This window comes from Streptococcus sanguinis (genome assembly GCF_019929225.1).
GTDB classification, from domain to species: domain Bacteria; phylum Bacillota; class Bacilli; order Lactobacillales; family Streptococcaceae; genus Streptococcus; species Streptococcus sanguinis_J.
Window position 1 is genome coordinate 148142 of sequence record NZ_JAHZPA010000003.1, and the last position, 21150, is coordinate 169291.

Below are 21150 nucleotides of genomic sequence, written 5' to 3' on the forward strand. Positions count from 1 at the left end.
ATTTTCTCTTGGATGTCTTTTTTGATGTAAAAAGCAATTTAACCTAAAAATACACCAAGATTCAGAATCTTGGTGTATTATCTTTTTTTAGATAATTGTTCTCTAAAAAGTTTTGTCATTTGTTTTTGTCCGGCAGGAGTACCTAGTGCTTCTTTGCTTATTTCTCCTTTAAATATTTGTTCCATTAAAAACAGGTAAGCCTCGCCCAAAGCAGTTGTAATTAATCCAGCAGTGGTTCCAGAAATCGTTCCTCCAACTGCTGTTCCTACTCCTGGGATAAATTTGAGTATATTGGAGACAATTGTTTTTCCGAGGAATGTTGCTCCCCCAGACCCTAAAGTGGAGGATACAAAGGCGGTTAGAAACGTTTTATTTATATCAAGGCCAAATATTACAGTAATGCCAGTAATCATGCTTATCTGGGTTGGAACAAGCATGAATGCATCTGCGAATGGAACCGGAGCGAAACCTTCGCCAAAACTTGCTGCTACTGCAGTCGCAATGACTGCCCTAGCATGTTTTTTTTTAGATTCCAGAGATACTTTTTGGATATTTTGGAGAGTATCTTGTAGTTCAGTTGGCAATACCTCAGACATTACATCAATCAAAGTATCTAATCCAAAAGCTTTAGCGACATATTCCTCATCAAAATCCATATCTTGAGCTAAAATTGGCACAACTTTACAGACGTCTAAGTTTTCCTGCTCAACATGAGCTTTCATTTCTAATGCTTTCTTCTTAGGTACAGATTGAGTAAGGACAACAATGATTGGTACCTTAGACGTTTTATTCTTCTCAGAAAACTCTCTTAGCCATTCCACTTCCGAACTATCGAAAGTACGGTTTGAACCGACATTAATACAATACCAAATGCAGTGAATTACCTCATTGATATCATTAGAAGAGTAACCGTTGTTAATTAATTTGATCACTTCATCTTTGACACTCTCCTGTTGGGCATATGACAATTCAAAGCCGGGTGTATCGTAGATTGCCAAAGGATATCCGTTTTTTTCAATTTTGCGAATTTCTTGAGTTACTGGTCGACCCAATCCAGTATCAGCAAAATTACCTCTAAACAAACTGTTGATTAGTGTGCTTTTGCCAACACCTGATTTCCCAATTACAATGATGTTTAATCTTTTTAAATTATGAATTCTATCATTAATCGCATTGAGACATTGTTGCGCAATATTGTCAGTATTAATTTGCATGATCTTCTACCTTTTTATATTCAGATTTTTTAACCAATTTGTCCTTGCAATCAAAAGTTACTTTTCGATGATTAGTTATTTTTACTTGCTTTTTATATAAATAATTTGTTGTTTTTTTCAAAACTTTAGGCAGAATCACTGTAGAAGCTAAAATTAAAACTCCATTTCCTAAGATATATTTTACTTTAGAAGAACTTCTTTTTTTGTTACCTTTTGTCTTTGACATAATATTTCTCACTAATATGATATTTTAAATAATTATATCATATAAGAAATTAAAAGAGTCAATTTAATGATTTTGGTTATCTCTTTGTTTTAAAGATTTTAGAACAAATTCTTCGATAGAAATTGAAGTAATGTTAGCAGAGATCTATTAGTTGTAATGAAGAGGTGGCAAAGATATTGAAGATAGAAAAGTAGTTATGTGGTTTTCAGCTTGTCTCACTCTCCAAGGTACAAGAAAAATAAACCACCTGCCTTGCGTGTGTGGTCCATAGACGTGTGGCTATGATTTGTAAAATAAGTCTAAGTAAATAGCATGCTAAGATTTAGTAATTTATAGATTTTTAAAAATTTATATAGTACACTAGATGTGTAATATTGAGTTTTGAGTGACTGAAAAATTAGTATGGATGTTACCAGCTGTTTTAGAAAATTAGTGTGGTATCAAAAAATTTAAGGAGACGTTATGAAGAAACGAACGAAAATTATAATTGCAACAATTGCATCAATAGTGGCGCTCGTAAGCCTAGGAGGATGTGCTATGACTCAAAAAGAAAGTAATAAGCGAAATCAGAAAGTTGCTTCTTCAAAAAAGGATATTAAAGATGATAAAGAAGCCATCAAGCAAAAACAGCTCGCTTACCTCAAAGAACATGAGCAAGAAATTATAGATTTGGTAAAAGCTCAAAGTCCAAAAGTCGAATCAGTTCAGATTGATTGGGGAGAAACTCAATGGAGTGATGGTGGGCTTACAAATCCCGAGTATTATATTAATATTTTTGGGCGAATCAATAATATTGAAGAATCGGGTTGGGGAGTGGATATCCCAATTAATGATGATAAGTCAATTGATATGGGGGGGATGTATATGATTCACGAACCTACGATAGGAGGTAGGATGATTGATTAATTAGAATTTAGATTCTGATAATTAATAAAGCATACTAAGGAGGAGCTATGAAGAAACGAACGAAAATCATAATTGCAACAATTACATCAATAGTGGCGCTCGTAAGTCTGGGAGGATGTGCCATGACTCAAAAAGAAAGTAATAAGCAAGATAAGAAAGTTGCTTCTTCAAAAAAGGATATTGCAGATGACAAGGAAGCTATCAAACAAAAACAACTCGCCTATCTCAAAGAACATGAGCAGGAAATAATCGATTTTGTGAAAGCCCAAAGTCCAAAAATTGAATCAGTTCAGATTGATTGGGATGGGGTTAGATGGAGTGAAGCGAGTAATGGTACTCCTCAAGGTGGGGGGGAAATGTTGCAAATTTATGGAGGCTTCAATAATGCTGACAGTTCAAGTTGGGGAATATTAATTCCAATAAATGATGATGGAACATTAAATATGGATGAGATGTTCCTTAGTAATCAATTAAGAATAAGAGGTGATCTTTTTGCCTAATTGGAATTTAAAAAGTTTTGATAATATATACGCTTCGTTAGCGGAATCAGCCTATAGAGATAGACCGAATGGATTTAGTTTTGAACAATTACTTCCTGAAGAACAAAAAATACTTAATTCTGGTAAGTCTTTAGTATTTGACTTCTCTAAAGATGCCAAAGATAAAAAAGGCCAAGTTACCCAAGGTGGTGGCACTGACCTCCCCAACCAAGGGAAGGTTTATCTTCAACCTGACAATGAAGGACTGCTTGAAGACAAAAAGACAGGCTACAATGCCTACTATGTCACTGATACAGATACGATTAACCAAAATACCAAACAGACCTATTTTGCCGTTCGTGGGAGTGATGGTTTCGGAATTGATATAGATGAGGCACAAAAGAACTGGGTTGAATACTTGCGGACATACAACCCTAGCGATTTCAACTTTCAAGATTGGGTATACAATGATGCGGCCTTTGCTTTGACAGACGCGATTATTCCTCAAGCCAAGCATGCTACTGAAGGCATGAAGGCAAAAATAGCTGAACTAAACCAATATGCAGCACCAGATGCCAAGATGGATATAACGGCTCATTCGTTGGGGACGATGACTTCGATACAGGGAGTTGCAGGACTTAATGAGGAAGAGTTGAGTAAGGTTGGCCATATTGTTCTTTTTGATGGTCCGGATCCTACTAAGAGTCTAGAAAAAGCAGGTTATGGCGATAAAATCCCACAATTAGATGCTAAAACAACTTATTATGTTAACCCTTTTGATCCTGTTAGTATGCTCAATCGTGATAAACCTTGGGATCAGCAATTTGGTGATGTCAGAGTGGTAGTTCCGATCGAATATACAAGTATGATGGATAAACACTCCTCCCATGACTTGGGCGCTTATCAGATAGATAGTAAGGGAAATCTCTTGGAGGTTTCTGAAGACTATCACCCTGAGTTGTGGAAAGCAGGTCATAAACTTGCGGACTTAAACAAAAAGAGCATTGAAAATATAAAAAGATATGTTCCAGAAAAAGTGATTGAAAAATTAGTAACTATGAGTCCAGAGGAGTTTAATAGATTAGCGGGACAACTACTAGATAGTATGAAAGAGGGAAGTCTATTAGGGATTAAAAAAAGTATAATTGAGATAAAAGATAAATTGGGGTTGAGCTGGGAAGAAGTACGGAATATTTTTAATAACAGAGATAAGCTCATAGACACATATGAAAATTATGAAAAGGAATATGCAAAAATCATCAAGGATGCAAAGAAGGAGTCTTTGGAATGGGATCGAGAGAATCTCGATCTTAAGAATCCGAATAATTTACACGAGAGAATCAAGCGTGCAGGTAGTTACGAAGATCGTATTTTGCTGAGGAGTCAGCTATTGTATACTGCTGTAGAATTGGCTGGTTCAGATATTGAACAAAAGATATCTGAAGTGAAAACTGCCTTAGCTGATGCCGAATCAAATCTTAAGGAATTTATCGACTCTAAGAGAAGTGCTATTGAGGCTCTAGGAAGTTTGTTGTCTGCTTCGGAGATAGAGGGGCTAATGTCAGAACTGTCCTTTGAAAACTTGTGGGATTCAGGGATTAACGAATTAAATATCACTCATTTAAAAGAATTTGAAACTAAGATAACTAATTTCTCTCAAAGTATGATTCAGTGTGCACAAAATCTTGAGCAAGTAGATGCTCAAGGTGCTGCAGATATTTTTGCAGCCTTCTCTTGATTGTACTGAAGTTTAAATGATAAAAGCAAAGGATAATTATGGCAGAGAAAACAAGTGAAAATATTGTAATAGAAATATTGAAGAATCAACAAAGAGTAGCTATAAAAGCGGCTGTTATAGCCTCTGTAGCAGCTGCCAAGGCCAAGAGAGAGGCGCTTCAACAAACATTAAATACCAAAGCACAAGAACTGCAAGATTATGCTAAAAATACATATAATACGAATATCACGGATGGGCTAGAAGGTCAAGCAGCAAATGCAGCTAAAGACTATCTATCGCAAATGCCAAAACCAGAATTAACAAGTCCAATCAAAAGTTAGTTTTAGGTGATAAAGATGAATGCAGAAATTTATAGACTGGATGAACAGTTTGATAAAAAGATGAGGGAATTAAAGAAAAAAGAGGAATATTTAGAAGACAATTTGTCTTATGTCCTTCATACGACAGAGCAATTAAAAGATGAAGTTTATCAAATAGCAAACGGAGAACTGCCTGTGGAGGCGTATCCCGATATTTTTCAAATGGATACTAATGCAGAGTTGTTTCGAAAAGATGTTCTTGAGCAAATCGATGATATCGGTGAGGAACGCTCAAAACTTCGTTGGGATTATGAGGAGCAATTAGATGCTCTCTATAAGAAAAAAGCTAAAAAGCAAAATAACTAAGCAAGTATTGGAGTTTTAGGAGATTAAATGTTTATAGACATTCAGGAGTTATTTCTTGGATGGCTTTTTTACGTTATTTAGCTCACCTATAAAATTCTTCTATTACTTTCATAGAAAATATATATTAGCCAGAAAGGGGCAATCATAGTAAAATAGCTATCAAAATAGACTAAAGGAGTTTGGAATGAAGTTAGTTTCTTTATGGTCAAAGGTTTATCTGGGCTTGCAACTCTTGATTGCTTTAATTTTGGGGGTTCTTGTTGCTCTTATCTGGCCGCAGTTTTCGGCTTTTTACCAGTTTTTGGGTCAAGCTTTTATCAGTTTGATTAATATGGTGATTATTCCACTGGTCTTTCCGGTTGTGGTCGTAGCTGTGGCTGGTGTGATTGGTAAGAAATCTTTTGGGAAGCTCTTGTCAAAGAGTCTGCTCTATTTCTTTGCGGTCACGACGGCGATTACCTTTATTTTTGTCTTTGCAGCTTATTATCTAGGCTTTGGTCAGGGAGTCAATATCGGTCAGGCGGGAGCCAGCATTGACGGGATTGCCAAAAGTATTCAGCTGGATGAGTTCTTGCTTAGCTTCATTCCCTCTAATATTGTCAAGTCGCTTTCGGAAGGAGCTCTGCTTCCTATTATTGTTTTTGCTATATTTTTAGGATTTGGGCTTGGAAGTCTCAAGGAAGAAAAGACTCAGAAAGCTGTTGAGCTGCTGCAGATTTGGATTGAGGCTATTTATAAAATTGTCGGTGTGATTGTGAAGCTGTCTCCGATTGGTATTTTTGGTTTTATTGCTAAGGATGTGGCTACGACAGGAGTTGACAAGTTGGCCGGTTTGGGGCAATTTGTAGCAGGGACTTATCTGGCTTATGGGGTTCTAGCTTTAGTGATTTTTCCTTTGATTGCTCTTACTTTCAGAATTCCTTATCTAACAAGCTTGCAACGGATTTGGAGTCTTTTGACTTTGGCTTTTGTCTCTGGCAGTTCCAGTGTTGTCCTGCCGCCGCTGTTGAAAGATTTAAAGAAGCAGGGCTATGATGAGCATGTCATAGATTTGGTTGTGCCTTTGGGTTACACTTTTAATCTTGAAGGGGCTGCTGTTTATTTCTCTGTAGCAACTATTTTTATTGCCCATGCTTATGGGATTGCTTTTTCTGTATCAGGACTTTTCTTTACTGTTTTGCTTTTGACTTTGATTGGTAAAACAGCTGCGACGGTGCCTTCTGGAGCGATTGTTGTCTTGCTGGCAGCTGCGCCTCAGCTAGGCCTACCGGTGGAAGGCGTTGCCTTGATTTTTGCGGTTGATTTCTTTGTCAATGCCGGCCGTACTGCTCTCAATGTTCTAGGTCAGGTCTTGGCTGTTAGTGTTGTTGAAAAAACAGAAGGTCATGTAGTGGAAGAATCGAAAAGCAGCAAGCTGGCTGTTCGGTATTCATAATGGAGAGGAGACTTATGAGTCAAGCAAAAGTATATGTTATTCATGAAAATTTGGAGTGGACGCAGCACTTGGTCAAGTGGCTGGAGGAAAAAGATGTGCCCTATGAACTGTGGGATTTGTCAAGTGGGATCTTAGATTTGCAGAGTTCGCCCCCAACAGGAATTTTCTACAATCGGATGTCTGCTTCTTCTCATACGCGTGGACACCGCTATGCACCGGAATTTACAAAGCAAGTTCTAGCTTGGCTGGAAGCTCACGGTCGCAAGCTCATCAACGGCAGCGGGGCTATCAATCTAGAAATTAGTAAGATTAAACAGTATTTGAAGCTTTCTGAGGTTGGAATTGCTTATCCAGAAACGGTAGCCGTTTTGGGACAGGAGAATATTCTTGAAGCGGCTAGAAAGCTTGATATTTATCCCCTGATTACCAAGCATAATCGGGCTGGGAAAGGTTTGGGAGTGCAGCTCTTCAATAGTGAGGAAGAGTTAGAAGCCTATGTAGACAGTCCTGCTTTTGAGCCTTCTGTGGATGGGATCACTCTGCTTCAGGCCTATATCAAGCCTGCGGATGGTCGCATTCGTCGTTCGGAATTCATCAACCAGAAGTTTCTTTATACGGTGTCCATTGATTCATCAGAAGGCTTTCAGCTTTGTCCGGCAGATGGGTGTCAGATTGGGCAAAAGCCTGCTCAGTTGGAAACATCGGATAAGTTTCAAATTACGGAGCCGCTGTCTGCTAGTCAAAGGCGGGCTTACGAGACATTTCTAGCTCAGGCTGGTATTGATGTGGCAGCTATTGAGTGGGTAGAGTCGGAGGCAGGTCAGATTTATGTCTATGATGTGAACACCAATACCAACTATAATCCGACAGCAGAAGAAAAAGCAGGAATTTTTGCTCATCAGCACTTGGCAGAATATCTAAAGAACGAGCTGGCAGCATCCTATCCAAAATAAATTTAAAACAAACAAAAGCTTTCCGTTTTGGAGGCTTTTTGTTTTTACTTCGTTTCCAAAATATGACATCTGTCATTTTGTTTTTGTGACAAACGTTAGGTGAAGCGCTTACAAAAATTTGTTATATTTAGATTATTGAGATTGCTTCTTTTTTATAAAGGAGTTAGGTGCTAAACGAGGTGTTCATTTTGAACAAGAAAAGTTGAAAGGAGTGCGTTATGTAGCAGTGATTTGGTTGTGAGGAGTCTGACTTTATTTTTAGAATATTGAGGTGTGTCATGAAAAATCATCAGGAAAAAGCGTGTAAAAATTGGTTTATGAGAAAAAGCGGCAAGCGTTGGGTGTTTGGGTGCGCCTTGCTTGCTTTTGGAGCTTTCTTGTTAGATGGCGGCGGAGTGGTTTATGCGGATGAGGGTAAGGCTAATCCAGCCCCTACTCAGGTCTTGCAGGCTGATTCATCAGCTGTCTCGGAGCCTGAGAGCGGACAAATAGCTGCTCCTACAAGGAATGCCGATAAGACAGAAAACTCTGTAGCTGGAGAGACTGTTGCGACGGAAGCAGGTGCTCAGGATACAGCAGTGGAGTCAGCCAATCAAAAGGCTGATAAGGAAAATCAAATCACAGCAAACGCTAAAGAGACCAAACAGGAAGAAAACGAACAGACAGCAGCGAAGGAAGTTGCTTCGGAAAAACTCCCTGCCGCAGAGACTGTAGATAAGCAGTCAGGCTTCAATACTAATTTGGCAGAAGCCAAGGGAGACAAAAATGGAGTTTGGGAAGTCCGGGAACAAGGACTTTATAGTGATGCCAGAGGCAAAGGTGATAGTTTCCTTTACTCTCAAAGTCAGGGCAAGGATTTTGTTTACTCGACGGATGTAACTTTTCTCAGTAAGGAAGGGGCAGCAGCCCTCATTTTCCGCAGTAATAATAATCCGGATGACAAGAGCAGCTATGCAGTTAATATTGATGGTGGCAGTAACAATGTGAAATTTTGGCGTTGGCAAGGCGGACGTGACTATCAATTTATCAATGAAAAACATATCGAGCCAACGGATGATAATAAATATAGACTCAAGGTCGTTTCTATCGGCTCTTGGGTATCCTACTATGTCAATGATATTCTAGTGGCCAGCTCAGGAGATTACACGCTTCAGAGAGATGATAAGGGGCAGAATACTTATCTGTCAGAAGGCTATTTTGGCTTACTTAACTGGAATAGCGAGCTGCTTTTTCAAAATACCTTTTATAAAGAAATCACTCCTCAGTCTAATCCCGAGTTGGAGGATATAAGGGTGACTTCTTCGGTTGGGAGAGTGGAGCAGAAAGGTCAGTTCACTGCCCCTATCACTATCCAGTATGTCAAGCATGATGCTGAGACTGTAGACTTGATTGTCGTAGCGAAAAATCCTGCTGCCAAGGTAAGCGTGACTGATGCTGCAGGTAGGGTTTATAGTGATTTGAAGAATATTCCGCTGGCAGTGGGGGCAAACTATCTGACTGTAACCAGCACTGTGACGGATGCGGATGGGCAGGAGGTCAGCCTGACTTACCGGCTCAATGTCCATCGTCGGCAGGCAGATGAGGTATACTACAATGAGCTCTATCGCGGTCAGTATCACTATTCGGTCAAGGACGGTTGGGCCAATGATCCCAACGGGCTGGTTTATTACAAGGGAGTCTATCATTTCTTCTATCAGTTTTATGACGATACCAAGTGGGGGCCTATGCACTGGGGCCATGCGATCAGCAAGGATTTGATTCATTGGGAAGAACAGCCGATTGCCTTTTATCCGGATGCTAATGGGGCTATGTTCTCAGGCTCTATCGTAGCAGATACTACCAATTCCTCTGGTTTATTCGACAATGACCAGGGCGGTTTAGTCGCACTGATTACTGCCGATGGAAACGGTCAGCGCATCAAGTTAGCCTACAGTAAGGATGAGGGTCGGACTTGGACGAAGCTTGATCAAATTGCAGCTGACTGGACGGATGATCCACTGCAATCTCAGGATTTCCGTGACCCCAAGGTCTTCCGTTGGGAGGGTAAATGGTTTATGGTCGTTGCAGGCGGACCGCTGAGAATTTATTCGTCTGATAATCTGCGTCATTGGAAGGTCGAGTCAACTTATGCGGATCTCCATACGGAGTGCCCAGATCTCTATCCTCTACTGGCAGATGATGGTAGCCTAAAATGGATCCTGTCTCGTGGCGGGCGTTCCTATAAGGTCGGTGATTTTAGACAGGTGGAGGGCAAGTGGACCTTCGTCCCAGATGCTGAGTTTGCTCAGGCTGATCAGGTCATGAACTTTGGTAAAGATTCTTATGCGGCCATGACTTACTACGTTCAGGACTTTGGCAGCAAGGCTAATCCAACCCTGCCCGACATTATTGAGTCTAACTGGATGAATACCTGGGAAGACTACTGCAATCTGGTAGCCGATACCGTCGGTCAGAAGTTTAACGGTACCTTCAATCTTAACCTCAAACTAGGCCTTATCAAGCAAGACGGCAGCTATCGGCTGACTCAGACACCAATTGCAGCTTATCAGACTCTGCGTCAGGAAGACAAGGCTGTGTTGTATAAAGACGTGGAAGTTAGTGAGAAGAATGGGCTGTTGAAAGATTTTTCCGGTGATCAGTATGAAATTGTCTCTACTTTCCGTCCGAGTGAAACGACCAAGAAAGTCGGTTTTAACCTGCGGGTTGGAGATGGAGAAGTGACTAGAGTTACCTATGATTTAGAAAAGGAAACTCTCTCTATTGACCGCAGCCGGTCCGGCATTCTTCTCAGTAATAAATTTGCTCAGGTGGATAGTCAGTCCGTCAAACGCAATGCGGATGGCAGCATAGATCTGCATCTCTACATAGATCGTTCCAGCCTAGAAGTCTTTGCCAAAGGATATACTGTGGCAGGTGCCAATCAGATATTCCCTGCGCCAAATAGTCTTGCCGCTAGTGTGTTTGTAGAAGGTGGTGCAGTTAAGGCTGACATTGCTCTTTATCCGCTGAAGGGCATCTGGAAAGACAAGCAGGCAGTGACCAAACCACTGGAACTAGTGCAGGCTTCTCCTGTAACAAATAATATTTATGTCGGCGATACTTTGGATTTGAAAGCATATGTCATGCCAGCAAGTGTCTCTCAAGCGGTCAGCTGGAGTGTGGATCAGCCAGATCTGGTCTCTGTCGCGGAAGATGGCAATAAGCTGCGAGTGACTGCTCTGCAAAGGGGTGTGGTCAAGGTAACGGCGACCTCTAAGGAAAACCCAAGCCTTTCCAAGGTCTTCACCATCAATATCAGCCGCAATGACTTTAAGACCAATGTTCCATATCTAAAAGCTGTTTCCGGTAAGTGGTATGTCGACGGTGAAAGCCTCTATAATCAGAATACCAGCGCCAATGATTATTATATGGGAGGTCAGAAGATTCCTTTCCCTGAGTATAACTTGGATGTGGATCTCAAGTATCAAAAAGGCTTGATTAACATTTTCTATGCGTCTGAAAATGTTGATCCTCGCAATGCTTATTCTATTCAATTTGGCGATAATGATAAGATTCGACTTTACCGCTTTATGGGAGAGACGATTGCAGAAAGTAGCATGAATGGCAAGCATCTTAATGACGGCCAGTTCCACCATGTTAAGCTAGTGAAAACTAAAAATGGTGTCAGTGTATCTGTGGACGGTGTAGAATACTTGAACCACCAATTTGATACGGTTGAGCCTTATTATAATGATGCCTACGTCGGTCTGGGACTCTGGGATGGGGACTTGGAAGCGCGCAATTTCTTTGTGACCAATCTTCATGCGCCAGCAGTTAATAAGGCTTCTCTGCAGAAAGTGGTAGACAGTACGGCTAGTCTAGATCCAAGCCTCTACACAGATGAGACAGTTCAGGCTTACCAGGCAGCCTTGGCTCAAGCTCAGTCTCTCTTGGCAGAGGAAAAAGCGGAGCAGGCGGATTTAGATAAAGCAGAGCAAGATCTGAAGGCAGCACTTGCTGCTCTGGCTGTGAAACCAAGTCATCAGGTCACTCCGGAAGAAGGGATAAAGGACCTAGTGGAAGAAAAGCCGTTCTTAGAAGTCGTAATGGAAGAAATTGCATATCAGACTCGAGAACAGGAAAATCCAGAACTGGAACAAGGGCAGCGGCGGATACTTGTAACTGGCCAAAAGGGTCAAAAGCGAGTCTTTGTAGAAGTCTTGAAGGGTCAGCGAACCATCCTCGGTCAGGAAGTGCTCTCTCTAGCAGTTGACGAACTAGTAGAAGTTGGTAGCAAGGTGGTGGCTGAAAGTGCTAAACAGCCTTTGACAAGGACCCAGCCTCAAGCTCTGAAGCAAGGTGAGGAAGGAAAAGTTATTCCGACGCCAAGATTGCAGCCAGCTCCCGATTCAGCTCTGCCTAAGACTGGCACTCAAGAAGATAAGTTTCTACCTCTGGCTGGTTTAGCTTTTCTGGGAATGGGTCTTCTAGCTGGAAGGAAGAAACAAGGAGACTAAGATGCTAAGCAATGGTTATTGGCACATAAAAAGGATGGGTGTTTTCCCGTCCTTTTTTGATATAATTATGGCTTGCGAAATGATTCGTTTCTAGCTGAGCATGCTCCAGTATTTGGTAAGAAATTTCGCTACATCCTCTTTCCTCCTTTCTTAATCCTCTATCCGAACTTGCATCCGGATGAACATATCGCGGTGCTGCTCCTGGAGTTGTGGCTGTTCATGAATGACCTCGCAGATATAATCGCCCACAGGAGTATATCCAGCTTGGGTCAGAGCCTGATAAAAATGCGGCAGAGCTTTAAGTTCATCTGCAAAGGAAGGGCAGTAAGCGACTGCATAATTTCCTGCCGGCAGCAATATTCGATTTAAGTGAGGGAGTTCATTGGGAGTATGATGGAAGAGACAGAGTTGTTTGGAAATCCATCTTTCTTTTTGGAAATCTTCTTGTTTCATAATGGAACCAACACGACTGAAATGGGTGAAAAAAGGACTGTAACGCAGGATTTCTTGCTTGAAGCAGCGGAGAGCAAGTTCGTATTCCTCACTTTTCATTTGATAAATGTTTTGATCAATTTCAAAAGTAAGCAGCTGCCGTTCAGGAAAAGTTAGAATTTCCAGTTCTTGCTCGCTCTGCTTTTCGCAATAGATACGGGCACCAGACCGAAAGATTTCGATTTCTTGGATTTGTTTTTCTAAATTCTCTTTTTCCTCTAGAAGACGCTGATAGCGCTCCTCGATAAGCTGGTGCAGTTGAAAATGGTCTTTGTCAGATAGGATTTCTTTTATGTCTTCTAGAGAAAAATTCAGTTGACGCAAGTACTGAATGGAGTCAACCAGAGAAGATTGATTGATGTGGTAGTAGCGATAGTTGGTTTCTGGATCGACTTTATAGGGTTTTAAAAGACCGATTTGGTCATAGAATCTTAGAGTTTGGATGGAAATCTGATTTATTTGGGAAAACTCTCCGATACGCAAAATTTTTTTCATTTTTTAAAACCCTCTATTGACTCTCTAGTTACTAGAGATATTATACTATAATTGTGAAAATAATAACAATTAATGGAGGATTTGCCATGAGAAATACAAAAATTCGTGCTGTTCAGTATGGCTGCGGCAAGATGTCTAAAGTGATTTTCAAGTACCTACTGGATCACGGTGTAGAAATTGTCGGAGCTATTGATAACAATCCTGCTGTAGTAGGACAGGATGTTGGTGATTTTGCAGAGCTAGGCTATAAGACTGGTGTTCTGATTTCTGATAATGCCGAACGTGTCTTTAAAGAGTGTGACGCTGACATTGCCATTGTCACTATTGCTTCCTATATGCCGGAAATGTATGATTTTTTTGAAACAGCTATCCAGCATGGAGTTAATATCATCACGACCTGTGAGGAAGCCATCTACCCTTGGACGACGTCGCCATCCGAAACAAACCGCTTGGACAAGCTGGCCAAAGAATATGGTGTCACTGTAATGGGCTCAGGCATGCAGGATATTTACTGGATTAATATGCCTTGCTTGGCTATGTCTGGCCTTAATCGCATTCAAAAGGTGAAAGGGATTGTCAGCTATAATGTGGAAGATTATGGTCTGGCTTTGGCAGAAGCGCATGGTGCTGGTTACGATTCAGAGCGATTTGAAAAGGAAATTGCTAGTGCTGAGAGTCTGCCGTCCTATATGTGGAATGCTGCTGAAGCTATTTGCTCTAAGATGAACTGGACCATTCAGGATATTTCACAAAAGAGCGTTCCTTACATTTTGGATGAAGATGTTTATTCTGAAACGCTGGGACGTACAGTTCCGGCGGGGCAAGTAACAGGTATGTCAGCTGTGACAACCATTCATACCCATCAGGGAATTGAGTTGGAAGTAGAGTGTATTGGTAAGGTCTATCGTGAAAATGACGGAGATATGTGTGATTGGGAAATTACTGGCGAGCCAAATCTAGTCTTCTCAGTCAGCAAGCCTGATACCGTAGCCTTGACCTGTGCCACTATCGTCAATCGAATCCCTTCTGTGTTAGACGCACCGGCAGGTTATGTGACTTCAGAGTTGGCGCGTGAGTTGGCCTATCCGACCTATCCGCTTCATACCTATGTGGAAAAATAGCAGAGCTTATAACTAAAAATACACCTCCCGCATCAATTGGGAGGTGTGTTTTTAAGTATTAGTCTTCCTTTTTCTTTAAAAGTAAGAGTCCAGCTGCCCCTGCGATTAGGAGTCCAGCTAGAGCAAAGCTAGCAGTTTTTTCTTGACTGCCGGTCTGCGGAAGGGGCTGACTCTTGTAGGTCAGGACTACCGTTTGAGCCGGTGGATTCACTGTAGCAGGCTTCCAGTCAAGGACAGTCTGACTTGGCGCTTGATAGGTTGGGGCAGGTGCCGCAGGACTTGGGAGGTCTGTCAGCTCGGCCAACTGGCTGCCAAAGATAGCATTGGAAATCCAGCGGTAGAAATGAACAGGGTGAAGGCGGTTAGTCGGATTGCCAGCATAGACAAAGAGAGGCTGTTCTTTATAAGTACCGGCAATTGCTACGACTTTGTTGGCCAGCTGTTCATTGCCAGGCCACCAGCCAGCGATATAGAAGTCACTTCCGGCAATGCTGGCAAGAGTCCTAAAATTGGCAGGAATCTTAGCAATCCAGTTACCAGAGTTGGAGTAAAAGAGTCCATCCTTCTTGTAGCCGCTGGTCAGCGGGTCTTGGTCTTGTATAATGGCCTTCATCAAGCCCTCGTAGTCACTGCCGTTCTTGAAGCGCTCAGCGTCAAATCCATCTAGGATTCCTAGTTTTTCCAAGCGCTGCATAGCAGAGCCTCCGACGACGATGGTTGGCTTAAGTCCGACAAGAGACTTGTCATAGTTGTTGCTTTCAAGGACGATGACGTCCGCTTCTTCTGGGCTGTCAACGATTTCAAAGCCCATATTTTTCAGAGCTAAAGCAGTGTGAGCTGGCGAGTCCATACCTGCCCAGTAAAACTGATGTGGCGGTGCGTAGACCTTGAGAGGCTTCAGAGTTGGTCCCTGTGGAATCTTATAGAGAGCATCACCGTAAATGGCATAGTGATCCAGAAGGCTGGTAAAGGTCGGCGTATCAACAATATAGCCGTCGTCTGTCAGATAGACCTTTTTGCCTTCTGCAAGAGCTTGATTGACGGCCTTAACGGCACTTTCAGACGTATTGGCAATGACGTAATAAGGCGCTTTATAATCAACCTGACTGGTACGTGCAGCACGGAGAGCTGTCACGTCGCCTAACTTGCCTTCAAAGAGCTTGTCGCCAAAGACTGGCTGGGCTTTGAATCCTTTCATATCAGGGAAATTGACGACCAATTCCGCATACATGGCAGCCCACTTGGATTCATTTGAGCCTTTGTAGAGGACATGGTTGGCATAGCCACGCTTAGCCTGCGCCATATCGACAACCAAATCGCCTTTTTTATAGTTGCCGCTGTCTTCCTTGAGTTCTTTGACCAGGACACCGTTGCGCTTGAAATAGTCAATCATATTAAAGGCTTCTTGGGTATCGTTGTCCTTGTCCACTCCCATTGGGATGACATAGTAGTCTGGGAAGAATTTTTCCTGGCCTTTTTTAATCCGGCCTACGACCTGACCATCAGGTCCGACGAGTTCATTTTCTGCCTTAGGATCTTCGACTTTATTGATGCCGCGCAGGTAGAAGTTGAGACGCATCTCCATGAGTTTATCTGGGTTCTGAGCTAGATAGTCAAGGCCTCCTAGAACTGCATAATATCCAGCCTTGTAGGACTCTTGATTGCCCTCCGGAATTTCGATGGTATGTCCCAGGATGCCATGGTACATAGAATAAACCGCTGTGTAGCCGGAGAAGGAATCGTCCCATCCGTCTCCCCAGTCCAGTTTTGGAATGATGTATTTGTCGTAGCCAGAGTTGGCAACGCCGGCCCGTCCCATATGATGGGCATTGTCCAGCATGAGGTCAGCTAAAAGGTCATATTCAAAGTTAGGATCGTGAGGCGGGGTTGCCGGCTCAATCAGGAATTCCTTGACAAATCCGTGGATATCATAGAGGGCAATTGGGTTCCATTTGTTAATCAATCCAGCAACAGTACGGGTTTCAGGATTGGCTTGGTAGCCAGTATCACGGTTAGGGTCAAGTCCATTGGCCAGAGCCCGAGTGTTGAGGACATCGCCGTCAGGATTCTCCGTAAAGTCAAAGAGAAAGATAAACTTCTTCAGTAAATCTTGGATTTTGAGAGTGACAAGTTTTTCAGAACCATCGGCAGCGGTTGTTTTGAAGCTGACTTGGTCTTTAGTTGCAAAAGTTTTAAAGAGACCTGTGATAATATCAATAGCAGGCTGTTCATCGGCGTGGGTGTTGTTAATGAGCACAGGCAGTTTATAGTCTAAGTTGCCATTTTTGAGAGCTGCCAGCATTTCTGCTGGTTTGGTCAAGGCCTGCGGATTAGTTGTGCTGAGGTAGTCGTCGATGCTCTTTTGGTCAGAACTGATGATACCCAGCTTGATATCGCGGCCCTGAGCGCTCTTTCCAATGTTCTCAATCTGTACCAAGCGATCGGTCTTGGCGTCCTGTCTGCTCTTTTCGATAGATGCCAGCATCTCTTCATGGCTGTGAAAGTCTTCATAAGGACGCAAGACGATATTTTTGCGAATGGTCAAGCTCAAGTCCTGGCTCGTACCGACCAGTTCATGGCTGCCAATGAAGTTTCGATAGGTCCGGCGGATATTATGGGGAGAGCGCAGGCTGAGATCGTCTCCGAAAAGCTTTTGAAACTGCAGATTCAGATGAAGATTGTTCCCGTCAGCCTTTTCCTCAATTGTGACAAAGGGTTGGCCGGTAAAGGTGCCGCTGTCCATGTTCCAGGTTTTCCAGTCGGCAATCGGTTTATTGTCCAGAGTCCAGGTCAGTTTGCCCGCCTGAGAAGCCTGTCCTTGGACGGTTTCCTTGAGCTCTGCAGGCTCGGACATATAGACAGTGCTGTCAGCTAGCTGTGTCTTGGCTTCTTCAGAAGCAGCTGCTCTTGTTTGAGCTGCTGCAGAGACAGCTGGATTGTCCGCTGCAGGAGCAGGAGCCTGCTCTTTTTCTCCTGTCTGATTTGGAGCAGCTTCTGTCGCAGGAGTTACAGCCTCTATCTGATTGGCGGCTGGCTGTGACTCAGTGCTGTTCTGCTGGTCAGCTGCGGCCTTGCCCTGAGCTAAGACAGCCATCAATACAGCGGCTGATAAACTCAAGACCTGAGTATAGAGACGCTTCTTGTATGAATCGTTCATTAGGAAATCTCCTTTGTGTAAAATATTCTATATTTAGTATAACAAATATCGAAAGCGCTTTCAAATGAAAATAGAAAAAACATACAAAGTTGCCCAAAATGGTCTCTCAGATGAATTGCTGAGCGTAGGAGAATTTTCCTTGTTTCGAGCGCTATTTGCAATATCCGAACCTTCTGTCTTTATTTTCTGAAATAGTATACAAAATCCTCGAATTTATGCTACAATGAGACAAACTAAAAATGATTGGAGCCAAGCATGAAAGCAATTATTACCGTTGTCGGAAAAGATAAAACAGGGATTGTAGCCGGAGTTTCCACTAAAATTGCGGAGCTGGGGCTGAATATTGACGATATTTCCCAAACCGTTTTGGAGGAATATTTTACCATGATGGCCTTGGTATCAAGTGATGAAAAGCAAGATTTTACGGCCCTTCGCAATGAGTTTGAAGCTTTCGGACAAGAGCTCAATGTCAAAATCAACATTCAAAGCGCAGCTATTTTTGATGCCATGTACAATATCTAAGGAGTGAAGGATGGATATTAGACAAGTAACAGAAACCATTGCCATGATTGAGGAGCAGAATTTTGATATTCGGACCATCACCATGGGCATTTCACTCTTAGACTGTATCGACACAGATATTGAACGGGCAGCGGAGAAGATTTACCAAAAAATCACGACCAAAGCGAAAGACCTGGTGGCAGTTGGGGATGAAATTGCTGCAGAGCTTGGGATTCCCATCGTCAATAAGCGGGTCTCAGTGACTCCGATTTCTCTGATTGGGGCAGCGACAGACAGCAGTGACTATGTTCCGTTGGCCAAGGCTTTAGACAAGGCAGCCAAGGAAATCGGTGTTGACTTTATCGGTGGTTTCTCTGCCTTGGTTCAAAAGGGCTATCAAAAAGGGGATGAAATCCTCATTAATTCTATTCCACGTGCTTTGGCTGAGACGGATAAGGTCTGCTCCTCTGTCAATATCGGCTCGACCAAGACAGGTATTAACATGACGGCGGTTGCGGATATGGGGCGGATTATCAAGGAAACGGCCCAGCTTTCTGACATGGGTGCGGCCAAGCTAGTCGTCTTTGCCAATGCGGTGGAGGATAATCCTTTCATGGCGGGCGCCTTCCATGGTGTCGGTGAAGCAGATGTGGTCATCAATGTCGGTGTTTCTGGGCCGGGTGTTGTCAAGCGAGCTCTGGAAAAGGTCCGTGGTGAGAGCTTTGACGTGGTGGCTGAAACAGTCAAGAAAACGGCTTTCAAAATCACCCGTATCGGTCAGTTAGTCGGTCAGATGGCCAGCCAGCGTCTGGGCGTCAAGTTCGGGATTGTTGACTTGAGTCTGGCTCCAACACCGGCGGTCGGGGATTCAGTGGCCCGTGTCTTAGAAGAAATGGGCTTAGAAACAGTCGGTACTCATGGTACGACGGCGGCGCTTGCCTTACTCAATGACCAAGTCAAAAAAGGCGGTGTTATGGCCTGCAATCAGGTTGGTGGTCTATCTGGTGCTTTCATTCCTGTTTCAGAAGACGAGGGAATGATTGCGGCTGTGCAAAATGGCTCGCTAAATCTAGAAAAGTTGGAAGCTATGACAGCTATCTGCTCGGTAGGTTTGGATATGATTGCCATTCCAGAGACGACACCAGCTGAAACCATCGCAGCCATGATTGCGGATGAGGCAGCGATTGGCGTTATCAATCAGAAGACGACAGCTGTGCGGATTATTCCGAAGGGCAAGGAAGGTGATATGATTGAATTTGGCGGGCTCTTGGGAACAGCTCCGGTCATGAAGGTCAATCAGGCTTCGTCAGCAGCCTTTATCGCGCGGGGCGGTCAAATTCCAGCGCCTATTCACAGCTTTAAAAATTAAAAAGCTAGATTTGAAACAGCTTTTAAGAAAGCATTATAAAGGACAGCTATTCAGTTTCCGAGTAGGGGTTTGCGGGATTGAGTCTAGCTGGATGCTTGAAATGTAGGAGATTATAAGGAGATTGTTTAGGTTATGAATAAAAGAGAGCTAGCTGAGCTGGCCCTTGATTTAGGTTTGGATTTTGATAAAGAGAGCGGAATTATATATGGCTGTAGAAGAGATTATGCTTTTTATCTAGAGACCATAACAGATGGCGATGAATTTGCGATTTTCTTTTCAGTCAGATGTGAGCAGGGTTATATTGGTCGAGATACCTTGGAAGCTCTGATCAACGATTCCGAGGTCTTGATTGATTTTGAGAGAGCTGGCTATAGCCTAGCCTGTCAGATTTTGGCTAATCAAGACCGAGATTTGCTGCCGGATATTTTGGAGGAGGCTATCGAAGATTGCACCCGCTACTTTGAGGAACAAGGGCTGGTCAGCGCCTGTGAGAAAACCGGTGAAACTGGAGATGTGGACCTGTATCAGTTCAAAGGAGATTGGCTCTATCTCACGCCATCTAGCTATGAGCGAATGATTTCCATCTCACAGGATAAGGTGACAAAGCGCTCCCTTCCTCATCAAAGTCCGCAGAAAATACATTATTTCCTGGGGATTGTCGGGGCTTTCTTGACTAGTTTGTTTGGTGCATGCCTTGTCTTCTTCCTGACAGGTGCATCCTTGGCCATGGGCTTCATATCAGGTTTTACACTGCTATTTAGCATTGCTTGCTATGAAAAGTTTGTAAAAGGGATTTCTGTTTTAGGCATTGTGGCAAGTTTCTTTTTTACTTTAACGATGAGCTTTTTAGCTGTTCAAATCGGTTATGCTAATTCTTTTTATCAGGGGGAAGGCCATATTTTGCAAGCCGTTATCGCTATTAATAAAGCCGCTTTATCCGGACAGTTTGGTCTTAATTATTGGCTCCATTATCTGTACATTATTCTTGGGTGTGTCAGTGCCGTCAAAGTTCATATTAAGTCTCTATAGTTGATTAGATGCTGACTTCACGGTGAGCCGCAGTCTATCGAGAAGAGGAAGCGTGTTCTCCCTCTTCTTTATCCTAAAGAATCCGAAGGCCTATACTATAATAAACAAAGAAAAAATAAAAGAGGTGAAGTATGTCAAAAACAAGACTCTATGTTATCCGTCATGGCAAGACCATGTTCAATACTATCGGCCGGGCTCAGGGCTGGTCTGATACCCCGCTGACTGCCAAAGGCGAGCGAGGTATTCGTGAGCTGGGCATCGGATTACAAGAGTCGGGTTTGCCTTTTGTCAAGGCTTTTTCCAGTGATAGTGGTCGGACCATTCAGACCATGGGGATTATCCTAGAGGAGCTGGGCCTGACTGGCCAGATTCCCTATCGCTATGACAAGCGCATCAGGGAGTGGTGCTTTGGCAGTTTTGATGGTGCTTATGGTGGTGAGCTCTTTCATGGCGTTATCCCACGAGTTCTTAAGACGGATAATTATAAAGAACTCAGTTGGCCGGATTTGGCGAATGGCCTGGTAGAAGTGGATTCGGCTGGCTGGGCTGAGCCTTGGGACAAGCTTAGCGGTCGGATTTTAGAAGGATTTGAAGCCATTGCTAGAGAGGTGGAGTCCTCAGGCGGCGGCAATGCTCTGGTCGTCAGCCACAGTATGACCATTGGTACTTTGGCTTATCTGGTTGATGAGAATATCACGAAAAATCCTAATGTCGACAATGGCAGTGTCACAGTGCTGGAGTATGAAGATGGTCGCTTTAGCATTCAGGCCTTGGGTGATGTGTCTTACCGTCAGGTTGGTGCAGCTATATTGGACCGAGAAAATCAAGAATGAGCAGGAGTTTTGAGACTCCTGCTTTTTGCTTTGAAAGCCAG

The 21150-nt window shown here is 43.0% G+C and carries 17 protein-coding genes; 13 read left to right on the top strand and 4 right to left on the bottom strand.

The annotated features are described in order from the left end of the window. Window positions 1–77: 77 nt before the first annotated feature. On the bottom strand, window positions 78–1214 hold the full coding sequence (locus K1I80_RS06970; protein ID WP_061595308.1) for a YcjF family protein: 1137 nt from the start codon (window positions 1212–1214) through the stop codon (window positions 78–80). Continuing rightward, window positions 1204–1440: a hypothetical protein gene (locus K1I80_RS06975; RefSeq protein ID WP_002908717.1), complete on the bottom strand. Its 237-nt coding sequence runs from the start codon at window positions 1438–1440 to the stop codon at window positions 1204–1206. The genes K1I80_RS06970 and K1I80_RS06975 overlap by 11 nt, the downstream gene beginning before the upstream one ends. Before the next feature lie 462 nt (window positions 1441–1902). Here K1I80_RS06975 and K1I80_RS06980 point away from each other — a divergent pair, with 462 nt between their 5' ends. The 8 genes from K1I80_RS06980 to K1I80_RS07015 all read left to right on the top strand — a co-directional run bounded on the left by K1I80_RS06980 (window position 1903) and on the right by K1I80_RS07015 (window position 12112). After that, on the top strand, window positions 1903–2346 hold the full coding sequence (locus tag K1I80_RS06980; RefSeq protein ID WP_125342557.1) for a hypothetical protein: 444 nt from the start codon (window positions 1903–1905) through the stop codon (window positions 2344–2346). Window positions 2347–2393: 47 nt separating this feature from the next. After that, the gene (locus K1I80_RS06985; protein WP_223313820.1) at window positions 2394–2846 is read left to right on the top strand and encodes a hypothetical protein; all 453 of its coding nucleotides are present in this window, start codon (window positions 2394–2396) and stop codon (window positions 2844–2846) included. Continuing rightward, window positions 2830–4563: a hypothetical protein gene (locus K1I80_RS06990; RefSeq protein WP_002908721.1), complete on the top strand. Its 1734-nt coding sequence runs from the start codon at window positions 2830–2832 to the stop codon at window positions 4561–4563. The genes K1I80_RS06985 and K1I80_RS06990 overlap by 17 nt, the downstream gene beginning before the upstream one ends. 38 nt (window positions 4564–4601) lie before the next feature. Further along, on the top strand, window positions 4602–4883 hold the full coding sequence (locus K1I80_RS06995; protein ID WP_002908722.1) for a hypothetical protein: 282 nt from the start codon (window positions 4602–4604) through the stop codon (window positions 4881–4883). A gap of 15 nt (window positions 4884–4898) precedes the next feature. Then, a complete protein-coding gene (locus tag K1I80_RS07000; RefSeq protein WP_002908723.1) occupies window positions 4899–5228 on the top strand; it encodes a hypothetical protein in 330 nt (109 codons plus the stop codon). Between the two features lie 184 nt (window positions 5229–5412). After that, entirely contained in the window at window positions 5413–6663 is a 1251-nt protein-coding gene (locus K1I80_RS07005) for a dicarboxylate/amino acid:cation symporter (protein ID WP_223313821.1), read from the top strand. A 14-nt stretch (window positions 6664–6677) separates the two neighbouring features. Then, complete coding sequence (locus tag K1I80_RS07010) at window positions 6678–7616, top strand: ATP-grasp domain-containing protein (protein ID WP_223324166.1); 939 nt, start codon at window positions 6678–6680, stop codon at window positions 7614–7616. A 278-nt stretch (window positions 7617–7894) separates the two neighbouring features. Continuing rightward, window positions 7895–12112 carry a GH32 C-terminal domain-containing protein gene (locus K1I80_RS07015; RefSeq protein ID WP_223313823.1) on the top strand — a complete coding sequence of 1406 codons (4218 nt, stop codon included), beginning with the start codon at window positions 7895–7897 and terminating at the stop codon, window positions 12110–12112. 150 nt (window positions 12113–12262) lie between these two features. Here the strand turns inward: K1I80_RS07015 and K1I80_RS07020 are convergent, their stop codons facing one another. Beyond that, window positions 12263–13099 (bottom strand): MerR family transcriptional regulator, encoded by an 837-nt coding sequence (locus K1I80_RS07020; RefSeq protein WP_223313824.1) that lies wholly within the window; start codon window positions 13097–13099, stop codon window positions 12263–12265. A gap of 86 nt (window positions 13100–13185) precedes the next feature. Here K1I80_RS07020 and K1I80_RS07025 point away from each other — a divergent pair, with 86 nt between their 5' ends. After that, window positions 13186–14220 (top strand): NAD(P)H-dependent amine dehydrogenase family protein, encoded by a 1035-nt coding sequence (locus tag K1I80_RS07025; protein ID WP_223313825.1) that lies wholly within the window; start codon window positions 13186–13188, stop codon window positions 14218–14220. Between the two features lie 58 nt (window positions 14221–14278). Here the strand turns inward: K1I80_RS07025 and K1I80_RS07030 are convergent, their stop codons facing one another. Beyond that, on the bottom strand, window positions 14279–17377 hold the full coding sequence (locus K1I80_RS07030; RefSeq protein ID WP_223313826.1) for an LPXTG-anchored zinc carboxypeptidase: 3099 nt from the start codon (window positions 17375–17377) through the stop codon (window positions 14279–14281). Window positions 17378–17632: 255 nt separating this feature from the next. Here K1I80_RS07030 and K1I80_RS07035 point away from each other — a divergent pair, with 255 nt between their 5' ends. From K1I80_RS07035 to K1I80_RS07050, 4 genes are all read left to right on the top strand, one after another. Next, the gene (locus K1I80_RS07035) at window positions 17633–17899 is read left to right on the top strand and encodes an ACT domain-containing protein (RefSeq protein ID WP_002893729.1); all 267 of its coding nucleotides are present in this window, start codon (window positions 17633–17635) and stop codon (window positions 17897–17899) included. A 10-nt stretch (window positions 17900–17909) separates the two neighbouring features. Next, window positions 17910–19247 (top strand): PFL family protein, encoded by a 1338-nt coding sequence (locus tag K1I80_RS07040; protein WP_002902345.1) that lies wholly within the window; start codon window positions 17910–17912, stop codon window positions 19245–19247. A gap of 132 nt (window positions 19248–19379) precedes the next feature. Then, the gene (locus K1I80_RS07045) at window positions 19380–20276 is read left to right on the top strand and encodes a hypothetical protein (protein WP_002908012.1); all 897 of its coding nucleotides are present in this window, start codon (window positions 19380–19382) and stop codon (window positions 20274–20276) included. A gap of 131 nt (window positions 20277–20407) precedes the next feature. Next, the gene (locus K1I80_RS07050) at window positions 20408–21109 is read left to right on the top strand and encodes a histidine phosphatase family protein (protein ID WP_223313827.1); all 702 of its coding nucleotides are present in this window, start codon (window positions 20408–20410) and stop codon (window positions 21107–21109) included. Window positions 21110–21150: the final 41 nt, after the last annotated feature.